The organism is Psychromonas aquimarina ATCC BAA-1526, assembly GCF_000428725.1.
GTDB classification, from domain to species: Bacteria; Pseudomonadota; Gammaproteobacteria; order Enterobacterales; family Psychromonadaceae; genus Psychromonas; species Psychromonas aquimarina.
In genome coordinates this window covers 32,537-52,638 of the sequence record NZ_AUAM01000031.1, presented here as the reverse complement: position 1 = coordinate 52,638, position 20,102 = coordinate 32,537, and the positions used below count along the sequence as shown (strand labels likewise).

Below are 20,102 nucleotides of genomic sequence, written 5' to 3'. Positions count from 1 at the left end.
TTGAGGATTATGATCTATCTGCAAGATCGTTCAAGTTTTCTTAAACGATCGGCATTAAGTTTTCACTGGGCTTTTTTGTATTCAGCGCTTAATGAAGTTTATGCAACATACTGTACGTTGATAATTTCATATTCAATCGTACCGCCGGGAGTTTCGATAGCAATTTCATCATCCAGCATTTTTCCGATTAAACCGCGTGCAATCGGAGAACTGACTGAAATTAAGTTTTTCTTAATATCGGCTTCATCATCACCTACGATACGGTAAGTAACTTCATCATCGGTATCAATATTAACAATCGTTACCGTTGTACCGAAAATAACCTTACCGTTATTGGTCAGTTTACTAACATCAATAATTTGTGCATTGGATAATTTTGCTTCGATGTCTTGAATTCGGCCTTCACAAAAACCCTGCTGTTCACGCGCAGCATGATACTCAGCATTTTCTTTTAAATCACCGTGTTCGCGGGCTTCGGCAATCGCGTTCACAATTTCCGGACGCGTCACGGTTTTTAACTGTTCTAATTCGGTGCGTAAACTAGCCGCACCGGTGGCCGTCATTGGATATTGAACCATTAAAAATCACCTTATATAAACATTATTTGTGTTTACAGTATCTGTAAAAGGCAGACATTTTACGGTAATTTTCCGGTTTAGTCATTGTCTAACGAGAAAATAGAGACAGTATTTTTATAAATCTGCGCGGCCAAACAGTCTATTGATTCACTGCGCAGTGCAGCAAGCGACTCAAAAACAGAGAGAATATTAAGCGGAGAGTTATTAACCTGTACCTGCTGATAGAGAGGCATATCAGGCGCATCAGTTTCTAAAACTAAAGACTCAAGTGGTAATTGAGTGATCGTTTCATTTGTTTTTGTTGAATTAGGATAGCTAATCACACCGCCAACTCCAATTTTAAAACCTAAAGCAATAAATGCACATGCTGTTTCAAAACTTCCGGAAAATGCATGATAAACACCGCCCTGAGTAAATTTCTGCTCTTTTAGAATTTCCAGCACCCTGCCCTGCTTTTTCACAACATGCAGAATAATCGGCAGCTGCATTTTTTGTGCAAGCAGCACCTGACGGATAAAGACCTGTTCCTGCAGCTGCATATCTGCATCGGCGAACTTATCTAAACCAATCTCCCCCAGCGCAACGCACTGCTTACTATTCGTTTGTAATAGTTTTTCCAGATACTGAAAATCACTTTCTTTAAAGCAGTTAATAAAACGAGGATGAATGCCGAGCCCGTAATAGAGCTGTTTATGAGCAGCACATAGGCTAATAATATCAGACCAGCTGTCTGGAGTTGTTCCAGGAATAACTAACCGCTTTATATCCTGCTCCTGCAGTTTGTTTAATAATGTTTCGCGCTGCTCATCAAAACAGGCAAAATTCAGGTGGCAGTGGCTGTCAATAAACATATTTATCCAATCTGTAGATACAAAAAAAGCGTCCGAAGACGCTTTAATTAATAGCACAACATATATTAATGTTCGCGTGTTTTTCTAAAGTTAACTGCAGGGTAACGCTCAATCGCAAGATTCAAGTTAACCATAGTCGGCGCAACATATGTTAAGTTATTACTGCCGTCTAAAGCTAAATTATCATAAGCTTTCTTCTCAAATTCAGCCATCTTCTGCGGATCTTCACTATCTACCCATAATGCAGTTGCAACACTAATACCTTCATAGATTGCTTCTACTTTATATTCAGATTTCAAACGCTGCACAACCACTTCAAACTGCAGTACACCTACCGCACCAACAATTAAATCATTACTGCGCAATGGACGGAAAACCTGCACAGCACCTTCTTCAGAAAGCTGCATCAGGCCTTTCAACAGCTGTTTCTGCTTAAGCGGATCTTTTAAACGAATACGGCGGAACATTTCCGGTGCAAAGTTTGGGATACCTGTAAATTTAAGCTCTTCATTAGAAGTAAAGGCATCACCAATCTGAATAGTACCGTGATTATGTAAACCGATAATATCACCAGGATAAGCTTCTTCAGCAGCCGCACGATCCCCGGCCATAAAAGTAACCGCATCGGAAATACTGACCATTTTACCGGTCCGCACATGACGCATTTTCATGCCTTTTTCATATTTACCTGAACAGACACGCATAAATGCAATACGGTCACGATGTTTCGGATCCATATTCGCTTGAATTTTAAAGATAAAACCTGAAAACTCTTTTTCCGTCGGCTCTACAACACGCTGCTTCGCTTCGCGAGAAAGTGGTTTTGGCGCCCACTCCACTAAACCGTCTAATACATGGTCTACACCAAAGTTACCCAATGCGGTACCAAAATAAACCGGGGTTAATTCACCTTTTAAGAATAACTCATGGTCAAACTCATGGGAGGCACCTAAAACCAGTTCCATCTCTTCACGCAGATCTTCCGCATACAAAGGCAGTGCTTCATCAAGTTCCGGGTTATCTAACCCTTTAATGATCCGGCTGTCTTGAATTGTGTGCCCCTGACCCGTTGAATATAAGATCACTTCATCACGCAGCAGGTGATAAACACCTTTAAACTCTTTACCCATACCAATAGGCCAGGTAATTGGAGCACAGGCAATATTTAAAACTTCTTCAACTTCATCCATTAATTCTATCGGATCGCGAATATCGCGGTCACATTTGTTCATAAATGTAATGATCGGCGTATCACGCAGGCGTGTAACTTCCATTAATTTAATCGTACGCTGCTCAACACCTTTGGCTGAATCAATTACCATCAAACAAGAATCTACAGCGGTTAATGTACGGTAGGTATCTTCCGAGAAATCTTCGTGTCCGGGAGTATCCAGCAGATTAACTAAGCCGTTATTATACGGAAACTGCATCACAGAGGTTGTAATTGATATACCACGGTCTTTTTCCATCTCCATCCAGTCAGATTTGGCATGCTGACCTGATTTTTTACCTTTTACTGTACCGGCTTTCTGCAGCGCGTTACCAAACAAAAGTACTTTTTCAGTGATGGTTGTTTTACCCGCATCGGGGTGTGAGATGATAGCAAAAGTCCTTCTCTTCCTTACATTCTCTATGATGTCTTTGTTCGGCATTTATCTTTTTCTCTAATTATGTACATAACAATGTATGTTTTAATCACGTTAATTTAAGCGCGTTAAACAGGTATTGGGAATATTTTGCGCGATTATAACAAATTCGCACGATGGTTTCCTTTTGTAATTTAAATAAAAAACACTTGCTGCCTCACCGCAGTAGGACAATTAAAAATTGCCTTTTATATCAATCTCTCACTTTGTTTTTTACCTGCGCTAACTCTTTACTATACTTAATTTGTGTCCTGGTTGTTTTTTGCGGACACACAATAGTTTTATCAATGGTCTCCATTACCACAGAGAGGTTCATTTCATGAGAACTTTCCTTTTAATCTTGTTTTGCGGAACGGTAGGTGGTTTAGTTGTATCGTCGATAAACAGTATTACGCCATTTGGCATGGTACTGATATCACTAGTTATTTTGTGGGGAGCAACAAAAGCACTGGATCTAATTGAGCATTCTTATCATGACACAAAGAATGAAAAAAAAGAGTGACAGGAGATTTATGTTTTACCGCAGAAAAACTGTTAAAAGGGGCCGAACGGCCCCTTTAATGATTGGAGTTTACAAATAGGTGAACTTGTTACTACTATAAATCATAATGCCATTCAGCGTTTTTTGGATAAACACACTCACCGCAGCTATGACAGGTTCTAAGCAGGTCATCGATCAGCTTTTCAGGAATAGACCAGGAGTCCAGCTCTGCAACAACATTATCTAAAGAGTTAACCGAACCTGTAACGGTCCGCGCAATATTATGAGTTCGTTGAGCCTGCTCCAGCCCTTCCTGAAGTATCGTTTTAGCCCTTGATATTTCATTTTCATTACCCATCGCACCGGCAACCGATTTTGAAAAAACTGTATAAATCTTACTTATCTGCACAAAAAACGCATCGTCTATAGCCTGTTGTATAATATTCACAGCGAATCTCCTTACTGATAATACCAAATCCGATAATTTTCTATTCATTTATGCTTGTTAAAATGAATAGAAAATTAGTGGATTTGGTATTATTACCTGTCTCACGCCTGACTGCGTATATGCTCCCTATTAACTAAGCGCAGCCGCAGTTCATCTTTACATTGATTAAATGTAGTCCCCCTTTTCAGGTATTTCTATTACATCCCATTACGACCACACAAAAAATATGGGTATAAAAGTAAGGATCAATAGTTATTTCAACCAAAATCAAATAAGACAATGATTTAAAACAGTTAAATGTAAAGCTGCTTATATCGTAATATGGATGGTGATAAACAAGTTATTTAGAAGGGAGTGATAACTTTGAGCTGGTTGTGTTTTATTTATAGCTGATACTCAACTTAGGCGGAGCTTAGTAAAGCTTACCCGGGATTAAAATTACACTGCAGGTTTAATTTTTTAAACCTGCAGTGCATACCTTAATCTAACTTACAGCTGTTATTTCAGCTGACGCTATCGGCGTTTTTTTCGCTTATCACCTTAGCTTTCTTATTTTGTTTACCTGCCAGATTACTTAAATGCAGTCCTGATAAGGTTAATGCAATACCGGTAATAGAGCCGATCAATGCTAATGAACCAAACCAGATTAGTCCAACCAGAGTTAAGGTTTCATTTTTAATCTCTTTATAGTGGCTGACATTATCAACGTATGATGCCATACGGTAAACTTGATTAGACAAGGCCATTGTATTAGCTTCAATTTCAATCACGCGAATATCATAACGCAGTTTAGTGTTCTCCAGCTTCAGTTCTTTAATGTAATCATTTTCATTTGAAAATTCGCTGTTAACCCGCTCAAGTTTGTTCTCGAGATTGAGCAGTGACTGTCGTTTTTCTTTAGACAACTGGCGCTGTCTTTTCGCCAGATTCTGGCTGCTGGCATTAGCCGCCTGCTTATAACTGCGCGACAGCGATTCCACCTGTTGACTTTTATGCTTAATCATATCGTCTTTAAGCGCTAATAATTCAGCATAATAATCATCTAAAAACTTAACTGATTCCAGATTAGGTTTTTTACTTTCCCCGGTAATGGTCCGATTATTAATACTATTCAGCTGGTTTTCTGCGTAACGGATCTTTTCATCATAATCTTTCTTCACGGTTGCTGAAGTAAAGAAGTTGGCATCATCCAGAGCTTGTTTTTTTTCTGCTGTCAGGGCATTAATTTGTCCAAGCAGACGCGCACGCTCCTGTTTAATGGTGTCCGCACTACCCTGGAAATTTTTCATGCTCGACTGGAAACGCTGTTCTTTTTTAGCTGACAGCTCCTGCAGCAGGGCTGATTTTTCAACTTTAAGCTGATTCAGCTCTTTTCTTGCTTTAGCAAGTGAGCTTCGCAGCGGCTGCACATTCTTGGATAAACGTTCGTTACGCTTAACCGCACTGCTGTACCGCGCCTTATAGCTGCTGTAAACATTGTTTTTATCCGATGCTATTTTTTCAGTTTTGTCACTGAAATTCTGAAATGCGATCTGAATGTTTTCGTTATTGACTTCGATCTGGTTTTCAATACGGCTGATTTCAATTTCGCTCAGGTTTATCTGGCTGTTAATTGATGAAAATGCCCTTTCAAAACCATTGAGCAGAGTTTCAAAGGTAATCAGTGACAAAAAACAGATGATAAGCAGATACATAACAAATGATTTTTTAGAGTGCCATAATCCGATCACAAAAGGAATTTTAGTCAGCTCAACTAGGGAGATCATTACAAATGGTGCAGATAAAGTAAAAGAACTGACCATATTGTCGCCGCCGGCAACTAGTGAGATTGAAATGCAAAGACCAATAAAAACAACAATAATTTCAACAATCCAGGCTATTTTACGTAAAAATCGACTGTGTCTGTGAAGTTCATGTGCACCGTTATCCATAACACTGCCGCTATTTAAAGCAGCTCCAATAATATCGCTCATTTGCTTAATGACTACCTCATAATTAATAAAATGATACTTTCAATACAATAATATTTCTGCTTAAAAGAGAGAAAAAACAGAATGTTACTGACTATTAAAAGTACTGTTAGTACTTGTTTTCCACTCTTTATATGAACAAAATAACAGCACTGAACTGTCTATAGTAACTCAACTGCTGAAGTTCGTATACTAACTCAAGCTGGTTACAATTTGCAGGGACAGCAATCCACATCTGAGATGAGCATCATATCTTTTGCGCTTTCTTCTACCCTCAAACCAGTATGAGCAGCCGATATCACAGCTGATTGAATTACCTTTTGCTAAGTCAGCGCTATTACATCTAAATGGAGATAAAACAGCAGCCTTTATAATTTTTCACCGCAAAGAGATAACAGACAGAATTAAGATTCAATACCTGTTAAGATAGCGGATTAAATAATTGTTCAATAAAAATGGTGTCCCATGAAATTACTAGTACGCAACCTTGCCGCCGCAACAACCGAAGAAAAACTAAAAAGCTTATTTATCGAACACGGCACAGTGCAGTCGTGTACCTTGGTATTAGACAAAGTAACCGGAAAATCTAAGGGTTTTGGTTTTGTTGAAATGCCCAAAGCCGGTGAAGCAAAAGCGGCAATGAAAACATTAAACGGCTATAAATTGGCGGGTAATTTAATTCGAGTAAAGAAAGCCGAAGCGAAAAAAAATAATACGGAAGTAAAAATTGAAGCCGCAGAGCCTGCACCAGTAAAAGTCAAGAAAGCGCAGCTAAAACCAGAAACATCAGTAGAAATGCAAAGCAATGAAAATAATGCCATGAATATTTACGGCACAATCAAGAAATCTGACGACTAGTTTTAACCGCCAAATTCATTAAGTAATGCCGTTAAGCTTTAACAGCATTACTTACCTGCCAGCTTATTTTCCTGCATTTTTCTCGATAAAAGATCAAAGCGGCTTAAACACAGCAAACCTACACTTTTCCTGTCTACAGCAGCCAGTTTAAACACGCTCCAGTACTGCTCTGCAGTGACTGTTTTTACCTGAGCAGTGGAATAAGCCTTAAGCTCAAGCACACTATCGTTATACATTTCACTGTAATAATTGAACATAGCTTTATCGTCTAATTCTACAGAAATATCGCTGCATAACTGATAGTTAGCTAATGAACGTCCTAATATTTTTAAGTCCTGTTCAGCAGCTGCAGCCGCAGACAATAATTGCGCATTAAACAACAGAACAAAAATCAGTAATTTATTCATAAGTACCTGTAAACAAAAAAGAGACACTAGGTCTCTTTTTTGTCAGCCCAGATTTAGTTAAGCAAGCGCCTGTTCGAAGTCTGCTAATAAGTCAGCCGTGTTTTCAATGCCGATTGAACAGCGAACCATATTTTCACTGATGCCCATCTCCTGACGAATATCTAAGCCCATTTCATGATAAATGGTCGGCGCAACCGGTAATGCTAATGTGCGGTTATCACCCAGATGAGTTGCACTGATAACGACATTGAGTTTATTTAACAGCTCACAGCAGTCCTCACCTTCAACAAGATCAAAACTTAATATTGCACCAAACTTTTTAAACAGACGTTTGGCAGTTTCATGCTGCGGATGACTTTTTAATCCAGGGTAATAAACTTTAGCAACTTTCGGGTGCTGCTCAAGGAACTCGGCTAGTGCAGAAGCATTATCACACTGGCGATCCATACGCAGTTCCATTGTTTCACTGCCGACAGAAATCAGATGAGCCGTTTGCGAGCTTACACAAGCTCCCATATCACGCAGTCCCTTTTTCTTAATCTGGCTGATTCCCCACATTCTGCTGTCGCCCTGGCGGTAAGCCTCAAAGATATTCGGGTAACTTTGCCAGTCATATAAACCACTGTCGGTAACAGAGCCGCCTAACGCGTTGCCGTGTCCGGCAACATATTTTGAAAGCGAGGTCACAATCAGACTTACTTTAACTTTTCGAGCATCAAACAGGTAGCTTGAAGTTAATGTATTATCAATAACATAAACAAGTTTTTCCGCTTCACAAAAATCACCGATCTCCTCAAGCGCACTAATTTGTGTGACCGGGTTAGCAATTGTTTCAACGAATACCATGCGAGTATTTTCGCGGCGGGCTGCTTTTACCTGCTCTATATCCGTTGCATCAACTAGAGAAATTTCAATACCGTAACCTTCAAGAGTGCCTATCATGCTGCTGGTATTGCCGAATAAATAACGGCTGCAGATCAGGTGATCACCGGACTTTAACAATGATAAAAAGGTGGTAACAATAGCGGCCATACCCGAAGAAAAAACTAAGGTCGCAATGCCGTTATCCATCTGCTTAATTTTATGCTGCAGGGCATCGTTGGTTGGTGTAGATGATCGCGCGTAAGCATGGCCGGGATGACCTTGAAAAACATCAATTAAGCCTTGAACATCATCAAAGCCGAAAGGTACTGAGTTATGAATAGGCGCATGCACGGCACCGAATTCTAAATTTAATAAACGATCTGAATGCACTATCTTTGTTGTAAAACCTTGCTCTGACATCTCAATTCCTTCGGTTATTTTATTAAAACGTTAGTCTGCATTAAATAATTAATTGTTTTTTAAAGTATTATGCTTAGTCGGTTAAGCATTATACAGAGATAAGGAACTAAGTTGAAATCGAATCTATATAGTATTTTCGTCTTTCTTATTGGTTTATTGGTAACTTATATCGTCAGTGATTACTATCAGAAAACACAGTCTGCAGCTCATAAACAGGAAGTTATCAGCGAAAGCCAGAAAATAAGTCACAATATCCAGCAGCAGATTTTAAAGTATGCACAGCAGCTGCAGTTAACGGCTCAGAGCTGGTCAGCAGCGGCAGAAATCAATCAGCACTGGGCACGCCAGATCCGCGCACTGAAGCGCCTTAATCCGCATATTATAGATATAAAAATATATGATTTTACAGGTAATAAAGACTTAAACATCAGCACTGCTGATTACGTCCGCTTTGACAGTGAATTACAACAAGCCCAGCAGGCTAAACACCGGGAATATCTACCCAAACGGCTGCCTGTTTCAAATCAGAACAGAATATTTATGAGTCCGGTTTTTGTATTAACTAACAATAACACTGCCGTTTATATACAAACCCCTATTTTTATAAATAACAAACTGTTCGCTTATTTAGAGGCATCAATAAATATCAGTAAGTTACTGGAACAGCAGAAACAGACATTTCAATTAACCAGCCCTTTTTCAATATCTGAAAACGGGCGGACAATTTTTTCTGTGCTTCCCGAAGCCTCGCATATAAATGATGTTCATGAGCAGCTAAGCTTCCCTGTTTTCGGCCATCAGTGGAAATTAATGGTGTGGTTAAATCCGCAGCCTGTTACCTACTTGTATGTGCCTTATATTGGAGGGTCTACAGCACTGCTTCTGGCACTGTTAACTTATTTAATTCTGTTAAATAAAGACTACAGGAATAAAATACTCAGAAAAGATGAGCGTTTAATAAAAATAAACAAAGACTTTAATGCCAGTAAATCAAGATTAATGCATTCCAATAAGCTCTCTTCGCTGGGCGAGATTGCGGCCGGTATTGCTCACGAAATTAATCAGCCGCTGCAGGTTATCTGTATTCACGCAGATTTATGCAATGAACATTTAATTAAGCAGGAGTACCACTTAGTCGATAAGAGTTTCAGAACGATATTAGCGCAGGTGGAACGTATCGAAAAAATAGTCAAGCAGGTAGGAAGTTTCGCTCGTGACAGTGAATTAGATAACTACCATGAACAGAGCCCAGCCGAGATATTTTCCAGTGTTATTAATATTGTCAGCAGCCAGTACCAGCAGGAGAAGGTTGAATTAAGGCAGGTGCTGCCGCGGTCTCTGCCGTCTGTTTACTGTAATAAAACACAAATTGAACAAGTATTAGTTAACTTGTTAATTAACGCCAAAGATGCAGTGGAGCACAGTGACAACAAAGTGGTATTTATTAAAGCACATAGCAGAAACAACTACTTATATATCGAAATATCCGACAGCGGCTCTGGTATCGAAGCAGATAAGCTGGAACGAATCTTTACTCCCTTTTACACCACAAAAGCCCTCGGTAAAGGCACAGGTTTAGGCCTGTCTATCAGTTACTCAATTATCCTGCAGCATAACGGTGAATTAAAAGTATCCAGTGAAATAGGTAAAGGCAGTACATTTTCTGTCAGCCTGCCTCTACAGAAAAGCCCTGACTAATCACTCAGTCAGGGCTTTTCTTTTAACAGTGCAGATTACTGCAGCTGCAGAATTTAACCGTCCTGGTTAATTCTACTTGCGACAGCACCCTGCTGATCTTTATATTTTGCATCACTGCGTTTGTTATACGGTCTAGCAGCCGGTGCAGACAATAGTTCAAAGTTTAATGCACCGATAGTCATTTTAGGACGCAGCGCCAGAGGCAGTTTACCGCTGTTATAAAACTCTAAAACGATTTTTCCAGACCAGCCCGGATCAATCCGGTGTGCTGTAACGTGCACCATCAGTCCTAAACGGGCAAGTGAAGATCGCCCGTCCAGCCAGCCGACAACATCAGAAGGTAAAGTAACTTCTTCATAAGTAACAGCTAAAGCCAGTTCACCTGGATGCAGAAAGAAAGCATCACCTTCTTTAATTACAATCGCTTCACTCATCACTCTGTCCAGTGATGCGGCCACTTCTTCTTTAGGTCCAGACAGATCAATATAAGGGGTTGTATGTTCACTGAACACTCTGAATTCATCACCTAAACGAATATCAACACTGACGCCTGAAATAGCAGACTGCGGCGGACGAGGATCTATTGTTATTTTCCCGGCATCTAAATATTCTTCGATATGGGTATCACACAAACGCATTTGTTTCTCCAGGCAGCTAAAGTCTTTAATTAATTTTGTGCATTATACACAATAATACAGATCACATAAAATAAGGGTAAAATCAGAAGGGGTTTAAACTATTAGGAATTTTCTTACGGGCATAAAAAAAGGCAAGTCATTGACTTACCTTCTTGTTCAATCAGAATGAGCTAATTAAAGCTCATCGAAGCAATATTAAAGAGCTACGATGTTTTCTGCTTGAGGACCTTTTTGACCTTGAGTTACAGTGAACTGTACTTTTTGGCCTTCAGCAAGAGTTTTGAAACCAGTGCTTGCGATTGCAGAGAAGTGTGCGAAAACGTCAGGACCGTTTTCTTGCTCGATGAAACCAAAACCTTTAGATTCGTTGAACCATTTTACTGTACCAGTAGTTGTAGACATAATAATATCCTATTTAATATTTTGAGTAATTAACCTTGTGAATCAAGGCATTTGGCTAGAAGTGTTGCTATTACTTATGAAGTATAGGATTCGGTACATAATACGGAACATTGAACATAAATATCAAACGAACTTTCAAGCTGGGAAAGAGTATATAGGTCTTTAAAAAACAGTACAATACCTATTTGGGAATTAAATCGAAAAATATAAAAAAAAAAACATTCTAGTTTCACGCTTAAAAATAAAGGCAATAAAATCAACAACTTTAAAAACCAACAATGTTAAAAAGATGTTAAGCCTACAATTCAACAGCTCCAACAAACTTAGCTCAGTCAGCCCTCAGCAGTTAATATTTTTGCATTTTTCAGTATTTATCCGTAATTATACCGGTTTAAAAATATGCATTACAAAACTTGTCAGTCTGCTTACTGGCTAAACAGATCTTATATTTGCTATATTGGCGGCTTAAATATTTAAATAGGAATACCAATGACAATATGGATTGATGCAGATGCCTGCCCGGTACCTGTCCGAGATATGGTTCTACGAGCAGGTCAAAGGACCTCTACAGCACTGGTTTTTGTTGCTAACTCACCTTTACCTGTCCCAAGACGCCCTTTAGTCAAAACCGTCCAGGTCTCACAGGGTTTCGACGTAGCTGATAACTATATCAGCCAACATGTTCAGACGAATGATCTGGTGATAACTCAAGATATTCCGTTAGCTGCAGAAATAGTCGAAAAAGGCATTACCGCGCTTAACCCTAGAGGGGAACTTTATACTGTGGAGAATATTCGTCAGCGTTTAGCGATGCGCAATTTTGCAGAGGAGCTTCGCAGTATAGGGCAAATCAGCGGCGGGCCGAATAAGTTTGGCGACAAAGAAAAACAGACATTTGCTAATGCGCTGGATCGCTGGTTACAAAAAAACAAGAAATAAAAAATGGGGAAATATTCCCCATTCTTCTTATACCTTAAAAAAACTTAAAGAATACGATCTGTACTATTAAGCTTAGCGGCACGCTCAGCTTCAAGATTCTTCTTCTTACGGTTTTCACAGGGTTCTGGACAGTCGCATTCTTTTTCAATGCCCACTGACGCTAATCCGCCGCAGCTTCCGCCGATTGTTTTTTTATTAAAAATATAACCGACAGCCATGGCGGCGATCACCAGTAAAAAAACGATAAATGTAGCAATAAAATATATCATTATTTTTCTTCAATAAAATAAGGTTCAAATTCCGGAGTATAAGATTCGATAAAATCATCTCCGTTTTTTACCAGCAGAAAAACCGCTAACTGATGCTGTTTCGCAAAAGCCAGACCTTTTTCAGGGCCCAGTACCGTAATAACTGTCGCTAATCCGTCAGCATACATACTGCTTGGGTGAATGACAGTAACAGAGACTAATTTATGATTAATCGGTTTACCTGTCGTAGGATCAATCGTATGTGAATAACGGATACCGTCAAATTCGTAATAATTACGGTAGTCACCGGAGGTCGCAATTGCATTATCACCAATATTAATTAAGCGCTGTACATTCTGCCCCGCTGACGGCCGTTCAATTGCCAGCGTCCAGTCTTCATTACCAGGCTTCATACCGTTAACACGCAGCTCGCCGCCGATATCAACCAGATAATTATTAATGCCTAAAGACTGCAGGTACTGTGCAATATCATCAACTCCATAACCTTTAGCAATTGAAGAAAGATCCACATAAAGCTCTGGAATATCTTTATTAAGTATATTACCACTGACTGATAAATGCTGACTGCCGACCACCTGATTTTTCTGTTCAATCAGCGACTGAGCAGGTACTTTTTCCGGACGTTTATCCGGGCCAAATCCCCACAAGTTCACTAACGGTCCAACCGTCACATCAAATGCACCGTTACTCTGCTTAAACAGCTCTAATGATGCTTCAACAACGCGGCGTGTTGCGTCTGAAACCGTTAAAGACTTTTCAGCCTGATTAAAGCGGGACAGTTCAGAGTCAGGCCGATAAGTGGACATCTGATCATTAACTAACTCAAGTCTCTTATCTATTTGTGACTGTAAAGTTTCAGTTGATAAGGCTTTATTTTCACTCAAATCACCATCTAACACATAGGTTATATGGTAATACGTTCCCATCGTTTTCCCCTGAATTTTCAGGAGTTCCGGCTCTTTTTTTGAGCACGATGAAAGAAAAAAGGCCAGCCCGATTAAGGCCAGCCATTTACTTGTAAGCTTAATCATCAGGATCAGCCAAAATCGTCAAGCATGATGTTTTCGTCTTCAACACCTAAATCTTTAAGCATCGCAATAACTGCGGCATTCATCACAGGTGGACCGCACATGTAGAACTCACAGTCTTCCGGCGCTTCATGGTCTTTCAGATATTCTTCAAGTAATACGTTATGAATGAAACCTGTATAGCCTTCCCAGTTATCTTCCGGCTGCGGATCACTTAAGGCAACATGCCATTCAAAGTTTTCATTTTCAGCGGCAATCGTATCAAAATCTTCTACGTAGAACATTTCACGCTTAGAGCGCGCACCGTACCAGAAGCTGCACTTACGTTTGGTATGCAGACGACGGAACTGATCGAAGATATGTGAACGCATCGGCGCCATACCGGCACCACCACCAACAAATACCATTTCGTTTTCAGTTTCTTTAGCAAAGAACTCACCAAACGGACCAGAGATAGTAACCTTATCACCCGCTTTTAAGCTGAAGATATAAGAGGACATTTTACCACACGGTAGAGTCAAATCACGCGGAGGCGGCGTAGCAATACGCACGTTAAGCATGATAATGCCTTCTTCACCCGGGTAGTTCGCCATAGAATATGCACGAATAGTGTCATCATCAACTTTAGATTCCAAGTCAAAGAATTTAAAGTGCTCCCAGTCACCACGGTACTGCTCTTCAATGTCAAAATCTTTATATTTAACATGATGGGCAGGCGCTTCAATCTGGATATAACCGCCCGCTTTAAATGGTACCGTTTCACCGTCAGGGATCTGCAGTTTAAGCTCTTTAATAAATGTTGCTTCGTTACCGTTAGAGATAACTGTACATTCCCATTTTTTAACACCGAAGATCTCTTCCGGTAATTCAATGTTCATGTCTTCTTTAACGTTAACCTGACAAGCTAGACGCTCACCTTCTTTCGCTTCACGTTTATTAATATGATCCAGTTCAGTCGGCAGAATATCACCGCCGCCTGATTTAACTTTAACGCGGCACTGTCCGCATGTACCACCACCACCACAGGCAGAAGAGACAAAGATCCCTGAATTTGCCAGTGCGCCAAGCAGCTTGCCGCCGGCCTGGGTGGTAATGCTTTTATCAGCATCATCATTTACAGAAATTGTAATATCACCTGTGCTTACCAGTTTTGCTTTGGCTGCTAAAATAATAACAACCAGGGCTAAAACGATAATGGTAAACATGGCAACGCCGAGAAATATTTCCATCGACTTTTTCCTTGTTATAAGGGAGGCCTAAACCTCCGTTAATTCGAATAGATTGAACAGTAATAATTACAGTTGAATACCAGAGAACGACATAAACCCTAATGCCATCAGCCCTGCAGTGACAAAAGTAATACCTAAGCCGCGTAAGCCGTCTGGTACATCAGCGTATTTCATTTTTTCACGAATACCCGCAAGCGCAACAATGGCTAATGTAAAGCCTACACCACTGCCGATACCATAAACAGCCGACTCTACTAAGTTATATTCACGCTGTACCATAAATGATACGCCGCCGAATATGGCACAGTTAACAGTAATAAGCGGCAGGAAAATACCTAATGCCTGATACAAAGCCGGAAAATGCTTATCTAATACCATCTCTAGAATTTGTACTAAGGCGGCGATAACACCGATGAAAGTGACAAAGCCTAAAAAGCTAAGATCGGCTTCCGGTAAACCAGCCCACGCTAGTGCACCAGGTGCTAACAGGTTAAAGTAGATAAGCTGGTTAACCGGTACTGAGATACCCAGTACAACAATAACTGCCACACCTAATCCCATAGATGTTTTAACTTTCTTAGATACAGCAAGAAAAGTACACATGCCGAGAAAGAAAGCTAACGCCATATTTTCTATAAAAATAGAACGAACAAAAATACTTAAATAATGTTCCATTTTATTGCTCCTTTGGCTCTACTTGTTCTGGTCTGACAGTACGGATCGCCCAGATAATGCCGCCAATGATAAAGAATGCACTTGGAGGAAGCAGTAACAGACCATTACTTTGGTACCAGCCGCCGTTTGATGTTAATGGTAAAATTTCAATACCGAATAACGCACCTGAACCAAACAGTTCGCGGAAACCGCCAACCAGAATAAGAATGAAACCGTAACCTAGACCGTTACCTATACCGTCCATAAAGCTTGGGAACGGTTTGTTTTTCATCGCAAATGCTTCTGCACGGCCCATTACAATACAGTTAGTAATAATAAGGCCGACATAAACTGATAACTGTTTAGAGATAGCAAAAGCGTATGCTTTTAATACCTGATCAACCAGAATAACCAGAGATGCAATAATCGCCATCTGTACAATAATCCGCACACTGTTGGGAATATGATTACGAATCATCGAGATAAACAGGTTAGAAAACGCACATACAAACATTACAGCTAATGTCATTACAAACGCTGTTTCTAACTTGCTGGTTACCGCTAATGCAGAACACACACCAAGAATCTGCAGTGCAATCGGGTTATTACTAACAACCGGTGAGGTTAATACTGCTTTCAACTCATTTGAATTAGCCATTATTTAGCGCTCCTTCACGTATTTTGTTAAGAAACGGACCAAAACCCTGCTCGCCTAACCAGAATGTAAAGGTATTCTCCACCCCTACTGCTGTTAATGTTGCGCCGGAAAGGCCGTCAACAATATGCTCTGAATCATCAGGAGCCTGACCTTTGGCTACTTTAATTGCAGGTTTACCATTTGAATCAAGTAATTTTTTACCCTGCCAGGCAGCACGCCAGGCCGGGTTTTCAATTTCCCCGCCAAGCCCTGGAGTCTCTCCCTGCTCATAATAAGTTAACGCTTCAACCGTATTTCCGTCAGCTTTAACAGCAACAAACGCATACATAGTTGACCATAGGCCGGCACCATGAACAGGTAAGATAATACGCTGCAGCTGGCCCTGGTCATTAGAAACTAAGTAAACCGTCGCTAGATTGGCACGGCGGCCGATTTTCGCCACATTCTGCTCAGCTGTCAGCTTGATGCTTTTTGCCGGATCTTTAGCGGCTGCCCGCTGGTCGTAAGCGGCATCATCAGGCGCAAACTCGCCTGTTGATAAATCAACCAGTTTGGTCTGAATGTTAGAGTTAAAAATTTCAGTTATTGTTTTATCCGTTTCTAACCCGGCGACAGCAAGAATGCTGCTCTGCTTATCTTTTTCTTTATTAGCAAGCTGCGTTGAGCGTAAACCGACCGCCGCGCCTGCAACAATAACTGAACAGACTAGACAGACTGCCAGTACCACCGTCATTGTTTTGCCGAATGTTTCATGTTGATTAGACATTACGAGACAACCTCCGTTTGATATTTCCCTGCACCACAAAGTAGTCAAATAACGGTGCAAACAGGTTAGCAAAGAGAATTGCTAACATCATACCTTCAGGGAAGGCTGGATTAACAACACGGATAAGCACAACCATCACGCCGATCAGAATACCGTAGGACCATTTACCCTTATCGGTAAATGATGCAGATACCGGATCGGTTGCCATAAACACCATACCAAATGTAAAGCCGCCCATAACCAGATGCCAGTACCAAGGCAGTTCAAACATATAGTTGGTATCGCTGCCGATAATATTAAACATGGTGGAAACAGCAATCATACCGATCATCACACCGGCAATAATGCGCCATGATGCAATACCGGTAATAACAATAAAGGCACCGCCGATTAAGATAGCTAATGTAGAAACTTCACCGATACTGCCCTGCATATTACCCAGAAAAGCATCCATCCAGGTTAAACCTGACTGCGCAACTGCATCCAGCCCGCCTTGAGAAGCAACACTTAAAGATGTTGCACCGGAGAAGCCGTCTACCGCAGTCCAGACCGCATCACCTGAAATATCAGTCGGGTATGCAAAGAATAAAAATGCACGGCCGGCTAACGCAGGGTTTAAGAAGTTACGTCCGGTTCCGCCGAAGATCTCTTTAGCGACAACAACACCGAAGGTAATACCTAATGCGACCTGCCATAACGGGATAGTAGCGGGAACGATTAATGCAAATAAAACAGATGAAACGAAGAAACCTTCATTCACTTCATGTTTACGCACACTTGCAAAAAGAACTTCCCAGAAACCGCCGACCATAAAGGTAACAGCATAGATAGGCACAAAGTACATAGCACCGAACAACAGGTTATCAAATAAGCCTGCACCGGAGCCCATGGTCACGCCGAGGATATTTAGAATCGCTACGCGCCAGTCATCTAATGCGGCAAATCCGCCGATAATAGCTTCATTTGCCTGGACACCGGTATTGTACATACCGAAAAACATAGCCGGGAATGTGGCTAACCAGACAATAATCATCATACGTTTAAGGTCGATACCGTCACGCACATGAGTAATGCCTTTAGTTACCAGCCCGGGAGTATAGAAAAATGTAGCCGTTGCTTCGAACAGAGCATACCATTTTTCATAACGGCCCCCTGCTTCGAAATGCGGCTCCATTTTCTCAAGTATATGCTTAAGATTCATTCTTAGCCTTCCTTCTCAATTTTGCTTAGGTTGCTGCGTAAGATTGAACCGTAATCATATTTACCAGGGCAAACATAAGTACATAATGCTAAATCTTCTTCGTCTAATTCTAAACAGCCTAATGTTTGTGCACCGTCGCTGTCGCCGACAATCAGATCACGCAGTAACATAGTCGGTAAAATATCAAGCGGCATAATACGTTCATACTGACCGATCGGCACCATGGCACGCTTGCTGCCGCCTGTTGTGGTAGTGAAAGCAAAACGTTTAGCTTTATTCAGTGCAGAAAGGAATACGTTAGCAACAGAGTGTTTATTTAAACCGGGAGCTCCCCAGCCGAATAACTCTTTCTCATAACCTTCAACAAGAGCAGATACCTGGTTATGGTAACGGCCTAGGAATGCATGGGGACCAAAAGCAGTAACACCGCATAATACCGAGCCGGAAATAACACGCACTTCCCCCTGAAGCAGTTCTCCAGCAGTTAGCTCAGCAATCGACGCGCCCATTGTGGTGCGCAGCAGTCGAGGTTTTTTAACTGCAGGGCCCGCTAAAGAGATTACTTTATCGGTATACAGCTCGCCGCTTGTAAACAGCAGACCAAATGCAATCACATCCTGGTAATTAATTGACCAGACCTGTTTAGTCAGCGATACCGGATCAATAAGGTGGATATGTGTACCGGCTAATCCGGCAGGGTGAACACCAGAAAATACTTTCTCCTGAACATTGGCCTGCGGAGATTTAGGCAGACTGCTTTCACCTTTACAGACATAAACATTACCGCCTGTTAATTGTGATAACAGCGCCAGACCGTCTATAAATGCCTGCTGATTTTCATTGATAATCAGTTCTGCATCGGCAGCCAGCGGGTTGGTATCCATCGCGGTTACAAAGATCGAAGCCGGGACCGCTTCTATTTCCGGCACTTTGCTGAACGGGCGAGTGCGAAGTGCAGTCCAGGCCCCTGATTCAACTAAATTCTCAACGATTTTACCGCGCTCTATATCAGCTAATTGTGCGCTTGCAAAAGTCGGAAAACTAATACTGTCCTGACCTGCAACTGAAATAACAACTGACTGCAAAACACGCTTTGCGCCACGATTAATCTCTTTAACTACACCAGATGCTGGAGCGGTAAACTTAACGCCGGCATTCTTTTTATCGCTAAAAAGAACCTGACCTTTTTTTACTGTGTCACCGGCTTTAACAGCCATTGACGGACGCATGCCAACATATTCTTCACCCAGTATAGCAACTTCAGTAACGGCTGGACCATTCTGAATTATCTGCTCTGGCGCTCCTGAAATAGGGAGGTCCAGTCCTTTTTTTATAGTAATCATATTTTTTTGCACTATGTTTACGGGAAGAAAAGTTAGATGCCTTGCGGCATAAAAACAATACTCGTTATGTGGTTAAAATATTTAAATTAACAACCAATTAACAAGCAGACGAAAAAATTCCAGCATATAGTACCACTATAGCGAGAGGGATTGCTATTAGTAATGACGGAGCTTACTGATTCTACTTCAAACTTTCATGTGAAATAAATTTACATAAATAAATGTTTTTTAACAAATTATGTTAATTAATGTTATCAACGGACATAAAAGGTCTTATTTCAGCATGGTAAAGTTCTATTATTTTTAATATGTAGTTATTTTCCTCCGCCTAAACAGTCGGCAGAATCGGGGGCTAAGCGGTGTTTCTCATCCCATTGAAGGGGCGTGTATGTATGCAGTGCCAGGGCGTGAACCGGGCCGGCCAGCTCATCTTTTAAAAGCTTATTCACTAAACGATGACGCTGCAGCAGTGACAGTGAGGTAAACATTTCACTTACGATGACAATTTTAAAATGTGTTTCTGAATTATCAGGTACGGCATGGCGATAACTTTCATTTTCAATCTCTAAAAATTCAGCTGAAATACCTGCCGTTATTTTTTTTTCGATTATTGTTTGTACATTCATTTTTGCTACCCTTTTAGATCTTAGTGGTAACAATAACAAAGACCTAGTAAATTAGTAATAGTTAATTATTTTCCCGGGAGCTTAAAAATACAGCTTCAGCTGCGGGAGTTACAACTCACTTAATCAGA

The 20,102-nt window shown here is 40.8% G+C and carries 21 protein-coding genes; 3 read left to right on the top strand and 18 right to left on the bottom strand.

Going from position 1 to position 20,102, the window contains the following annotated elements:
* Positions 1-98 precede the first annotated feature (98 nt).
* From greA to G337_RS0112760, 5 genes are all read right to left on the bottom strand, one after another.
* Complete coding sequence (gene greA, locus G337_RS0112790; protein ID WP_028864241.1) at positions 99-578, bottom strand: transcription elongation factor GreA; 480 nt, start codon at positions 576-578, stop codon at positions 99-101.
* A gap of 77 nt (positions 579-655) precedes the next feature.
* Positions 656-1,429, bottom strand: coding sequence for a TatD family hydrolase (locus G337_RS0112785; RefSeq protein ID WP_028864240.1), 774 nt, complete (start codon positions 1,427-1,429; stop codon positions 656-658).
* Positions 1,430-1,494: 65 nt separating this feature from the next.
* Positions 1,495-3,081 (bottom strand): peptide chain release factor 3, encoded by a 1,587-nt coding sequence (prfC, locus tag G337_RS0112780; protein ID WP_028864239.1) that lies wholly within the window; start codon positions 3,079-3,081, stop codon positions 1,495-1,497.
* 590 nt (positions 3,082-3,671) lie between these two features.
* Positions 3,672-4,004: a hypothetical protein gene (locus tag G337_RS0112765; protein ID WP_028864237.1), complete on the bottom strand. Its 333-nt coding sequence runs from the start codon at positions 4,002-4,004 to the stop codon at positions 3,672-3,674.
* 503 nt (positions 4,005-4,507) lie between these two features.
* The gene (locus G337_RS0112760) at positions 4,508-5,977 is read right to left on the bottom strand and encodes a coiled-coil domain-containing protein (protein ID WP_028864236.1); all 1,470 of its coding nucleotides are present in this window, start codon (positions 5,975-5,977) and stop codon (positions 4,508-4,510) included.
* 462 nt (positions 5,978-6,439) lie between these two features.
* On the opposite strand from G337_RS0112760, the gene G337_RS0112755 reads away from it, so the two are divergent.
* A complete protein-coding gene (locus G337_RS0112755; protein ID WP_028864235.1) occupies positions 6,440-6,832 on the top strand; it encodes an RNA recognition motif domain-containing protein in 393 nt (130 codons plus the stop codon).
* A 47-nt stretch (positions 6,833-6,879) separates the two neighbouring features.
* On the opposite strand, the gene G337_RS0112750 is transcribed toward G337_RS0112755, so the two are convergent.
* Both G337_RS0112750 and G337_RS0112745 read right to left on the bottom strand, forming a co-directional pair.
* Entirely contained in the window at positions 6,880-7,239 is a 360-nt protein-coding gene (locus G337_RS0112750) for a hypothetical protein (protein WP_028864234.1), read from the bottom strand.
* A 57-nt stretch (positions 7,240-7,296) separates the two neighbouring features.
* Entirely contained in the window at positions 7,297-8,523 is a 1,227-nt protein-coding gene (locus G337_RS0112745) for a cystathionine gamma-synthase family protein (RefSeq protein ID WP_028864233.1), read from the bottom strand.
* Positions 8,524-8,634: 111 nt separating this feature from the next.
* On the opposite strand from G337_RS0112745, the gene G337_RS0112740 reads away from it, so the two are divergent.
* On the top strand, positions 8,635-10,221 hold the full coding sequence (locus G337_RS0112740) for a sensor histidine kinase (protein WP_028864232.1): 1,587 nt from the start codon (positions 8,635-8,637) through the stop codon (positions 10,219-10,221).
* 53 nt (positions 10,222-10,274) lie between these two features.
* Here G337_RS0112740 and dcd read toward each other — a convergent pair whose 3' ends face one another.
* Together dcd and cspE are read right to left on the bottom strand one after the other, a co-directional pair.
* A complete protein-coding gene (gene dcd, locus G337_RS0112735; protein ID WP_028864231.1) occupies positions 10,275-10,859 on the bottom strand; it encodes a dCTP deaminase in 585 nt (194 codons plus the stop codon).
* A gap of 195 nt (positions 10,860-11,054) precedes the next feature.
* Positions 11,055-11,261 carry a transcription antiterminator/RNA stability regulator CspE gene (gene cspE / locus G337_RS0112730; protein ID WP_019613006.1) on the bottom strand — a complete coding sequence of 69 codons (207 nt, stop codon included), beginning with the start codon at positions 11,259-11,261 and terminating at the stop codon, positions 11,055-11,057.
* A gap of 489 nt (positions 11,262-11,750) precedes the next feature.
* Here cspE and G337_RS0112725 point away from each other — a divergent pair, with 489 nt between their 5' ends.
* Entirely contained in the window at positions 11,751-12,200 is a 450-nt protein-coding gene (locus tag G337_RS0112725) for a YaiI/YqxD family protein (protein WP_028864230.1), read from the top strand.
* A gap of 44 nt (positions 12,201-12,244) precedes the next feature.
* Here the strand turns inward: G337_RS0112725 and nqrM are convergent, their stop codons facing one another.
* The 9 genes from nqrM to G337_RS0112680 all read right to left on the bottom strand — a co-directional run bounded on the left by nqrM (position 12,245) and on the right by G337_RS0112680 (position 19,974).
* Positions 12,245-12,469: a (Na+)-NQR maturation NqrM gene (nqrM, locus tag G337_RS0112720; protein WP_028864229.1), complete on the bottom strand. Its 225-nt coding sequence runs from the start codon at positions 12,467-12,469 to the stop codon at positions 12,245-12,247.
* Positions 12,469-13,500, bottom strand: a complete 1,032-nt coding sequence (locus G337_RS0112715) for an FAD:protein FMN transferase (protein ID WP_028864228.1) — start codon at positions 13,498-13,500, stop codon at positions 12,469-12,471. The genes nqrM and G337_RS0112715 overlap by 1 nt, the downstream gene beginning before the upstream one ends.
* A 5-nt stretch (positions 13,501-13,505) precedes the next feature.
* Entirely contained in the window at positions 13,506-14,726 is a 1,221-nt protein-coding gene (gene nqrF, locus G337_RS0112710) for an NADH:ubiquinone reductase (Na(+)-transporting) subunit F (protein ID WP_028864227.1), read from the bottom strand.
* A 66-nt stretch (positions 14,727-14,792) separates the two neighbouring features.
* On the bottom strand, positions 14,793-15,401 hold the full coding sequence (nqrE, locus tag G337_RS0112705; protein ID WP_028864226.1) for an NADH:ubiquinone reductase (Na(+)-transporting) subunit E: 609 nt from the start codon (positions 15,399-15,401) through the stop codon (positions 14,793-14,795).
* 1 nt (position 15,402) lies between these two features.
* A complete protein-coding gene (locus tag G337_RS0112700; protein ID WP_028864225.1) occupies positions 15,403-16,038 on the bottom strand; it encodes an NADH:ubiquinone reductase (Na(+)-transporting) subunit D in 636 nt (211 codons plus the stop codon).
* Positions 16,031-16,804: a Na(+)-translocating NADH-quinone reductase subunit C gene (locus tag G337_RS0112695; RefSeq protein ID WP_028864224.1), complete on the bottom strand. Its 774-nt coding sequence runs from the start codon at positions 16,802-16,804 to the stop codon at positions 16,031-16,033. The genes G337_RS0112700 and G337_RS0112695 overlap by 8 nt, the downstream gene beginning before the upstream one ends.
* Positions 16,797-18,005, bottom strand: a complete 1,209-nt coding sequence (locus G337_RS0112690; RefSeq protein WP_028864223.1) for an NADH:ubiquinone reductase (Na(+)-transporting) subunit B — start codon at positions 18,003-18,005, stop codon at positions 16,797-16,799. Before G337_RS0112690 ends, G337_RS0112695 begins: the two co-directional genes overlap by 8 nt.
* A gap of 2 nt (positions 18,006-18,007) precedes the next feature.
* Complete coding sequence (locus G337_RS0112685) at positions 18,008-19,348, bottom strand: Na(+)-translocating NADH-quinone reductase subunit A (protein ID WP_028864222.1); 1,341 nt, start codon at positions 19,346-19,348, stop codon at positions 18,008-18,010.
* A gap of 314 nt (positions 19,349-19,662) precedes the next feature.
* Entirely contained in the window at positions 19,663-19,974 is a 312-nt protein-coding gene (locus G337_RS0112680; protein WP_028864221.1) for a BolA family protein, read from the bottom strand.
* Positions 19,975-20,102: the final 128 nt, after the last annotated feature.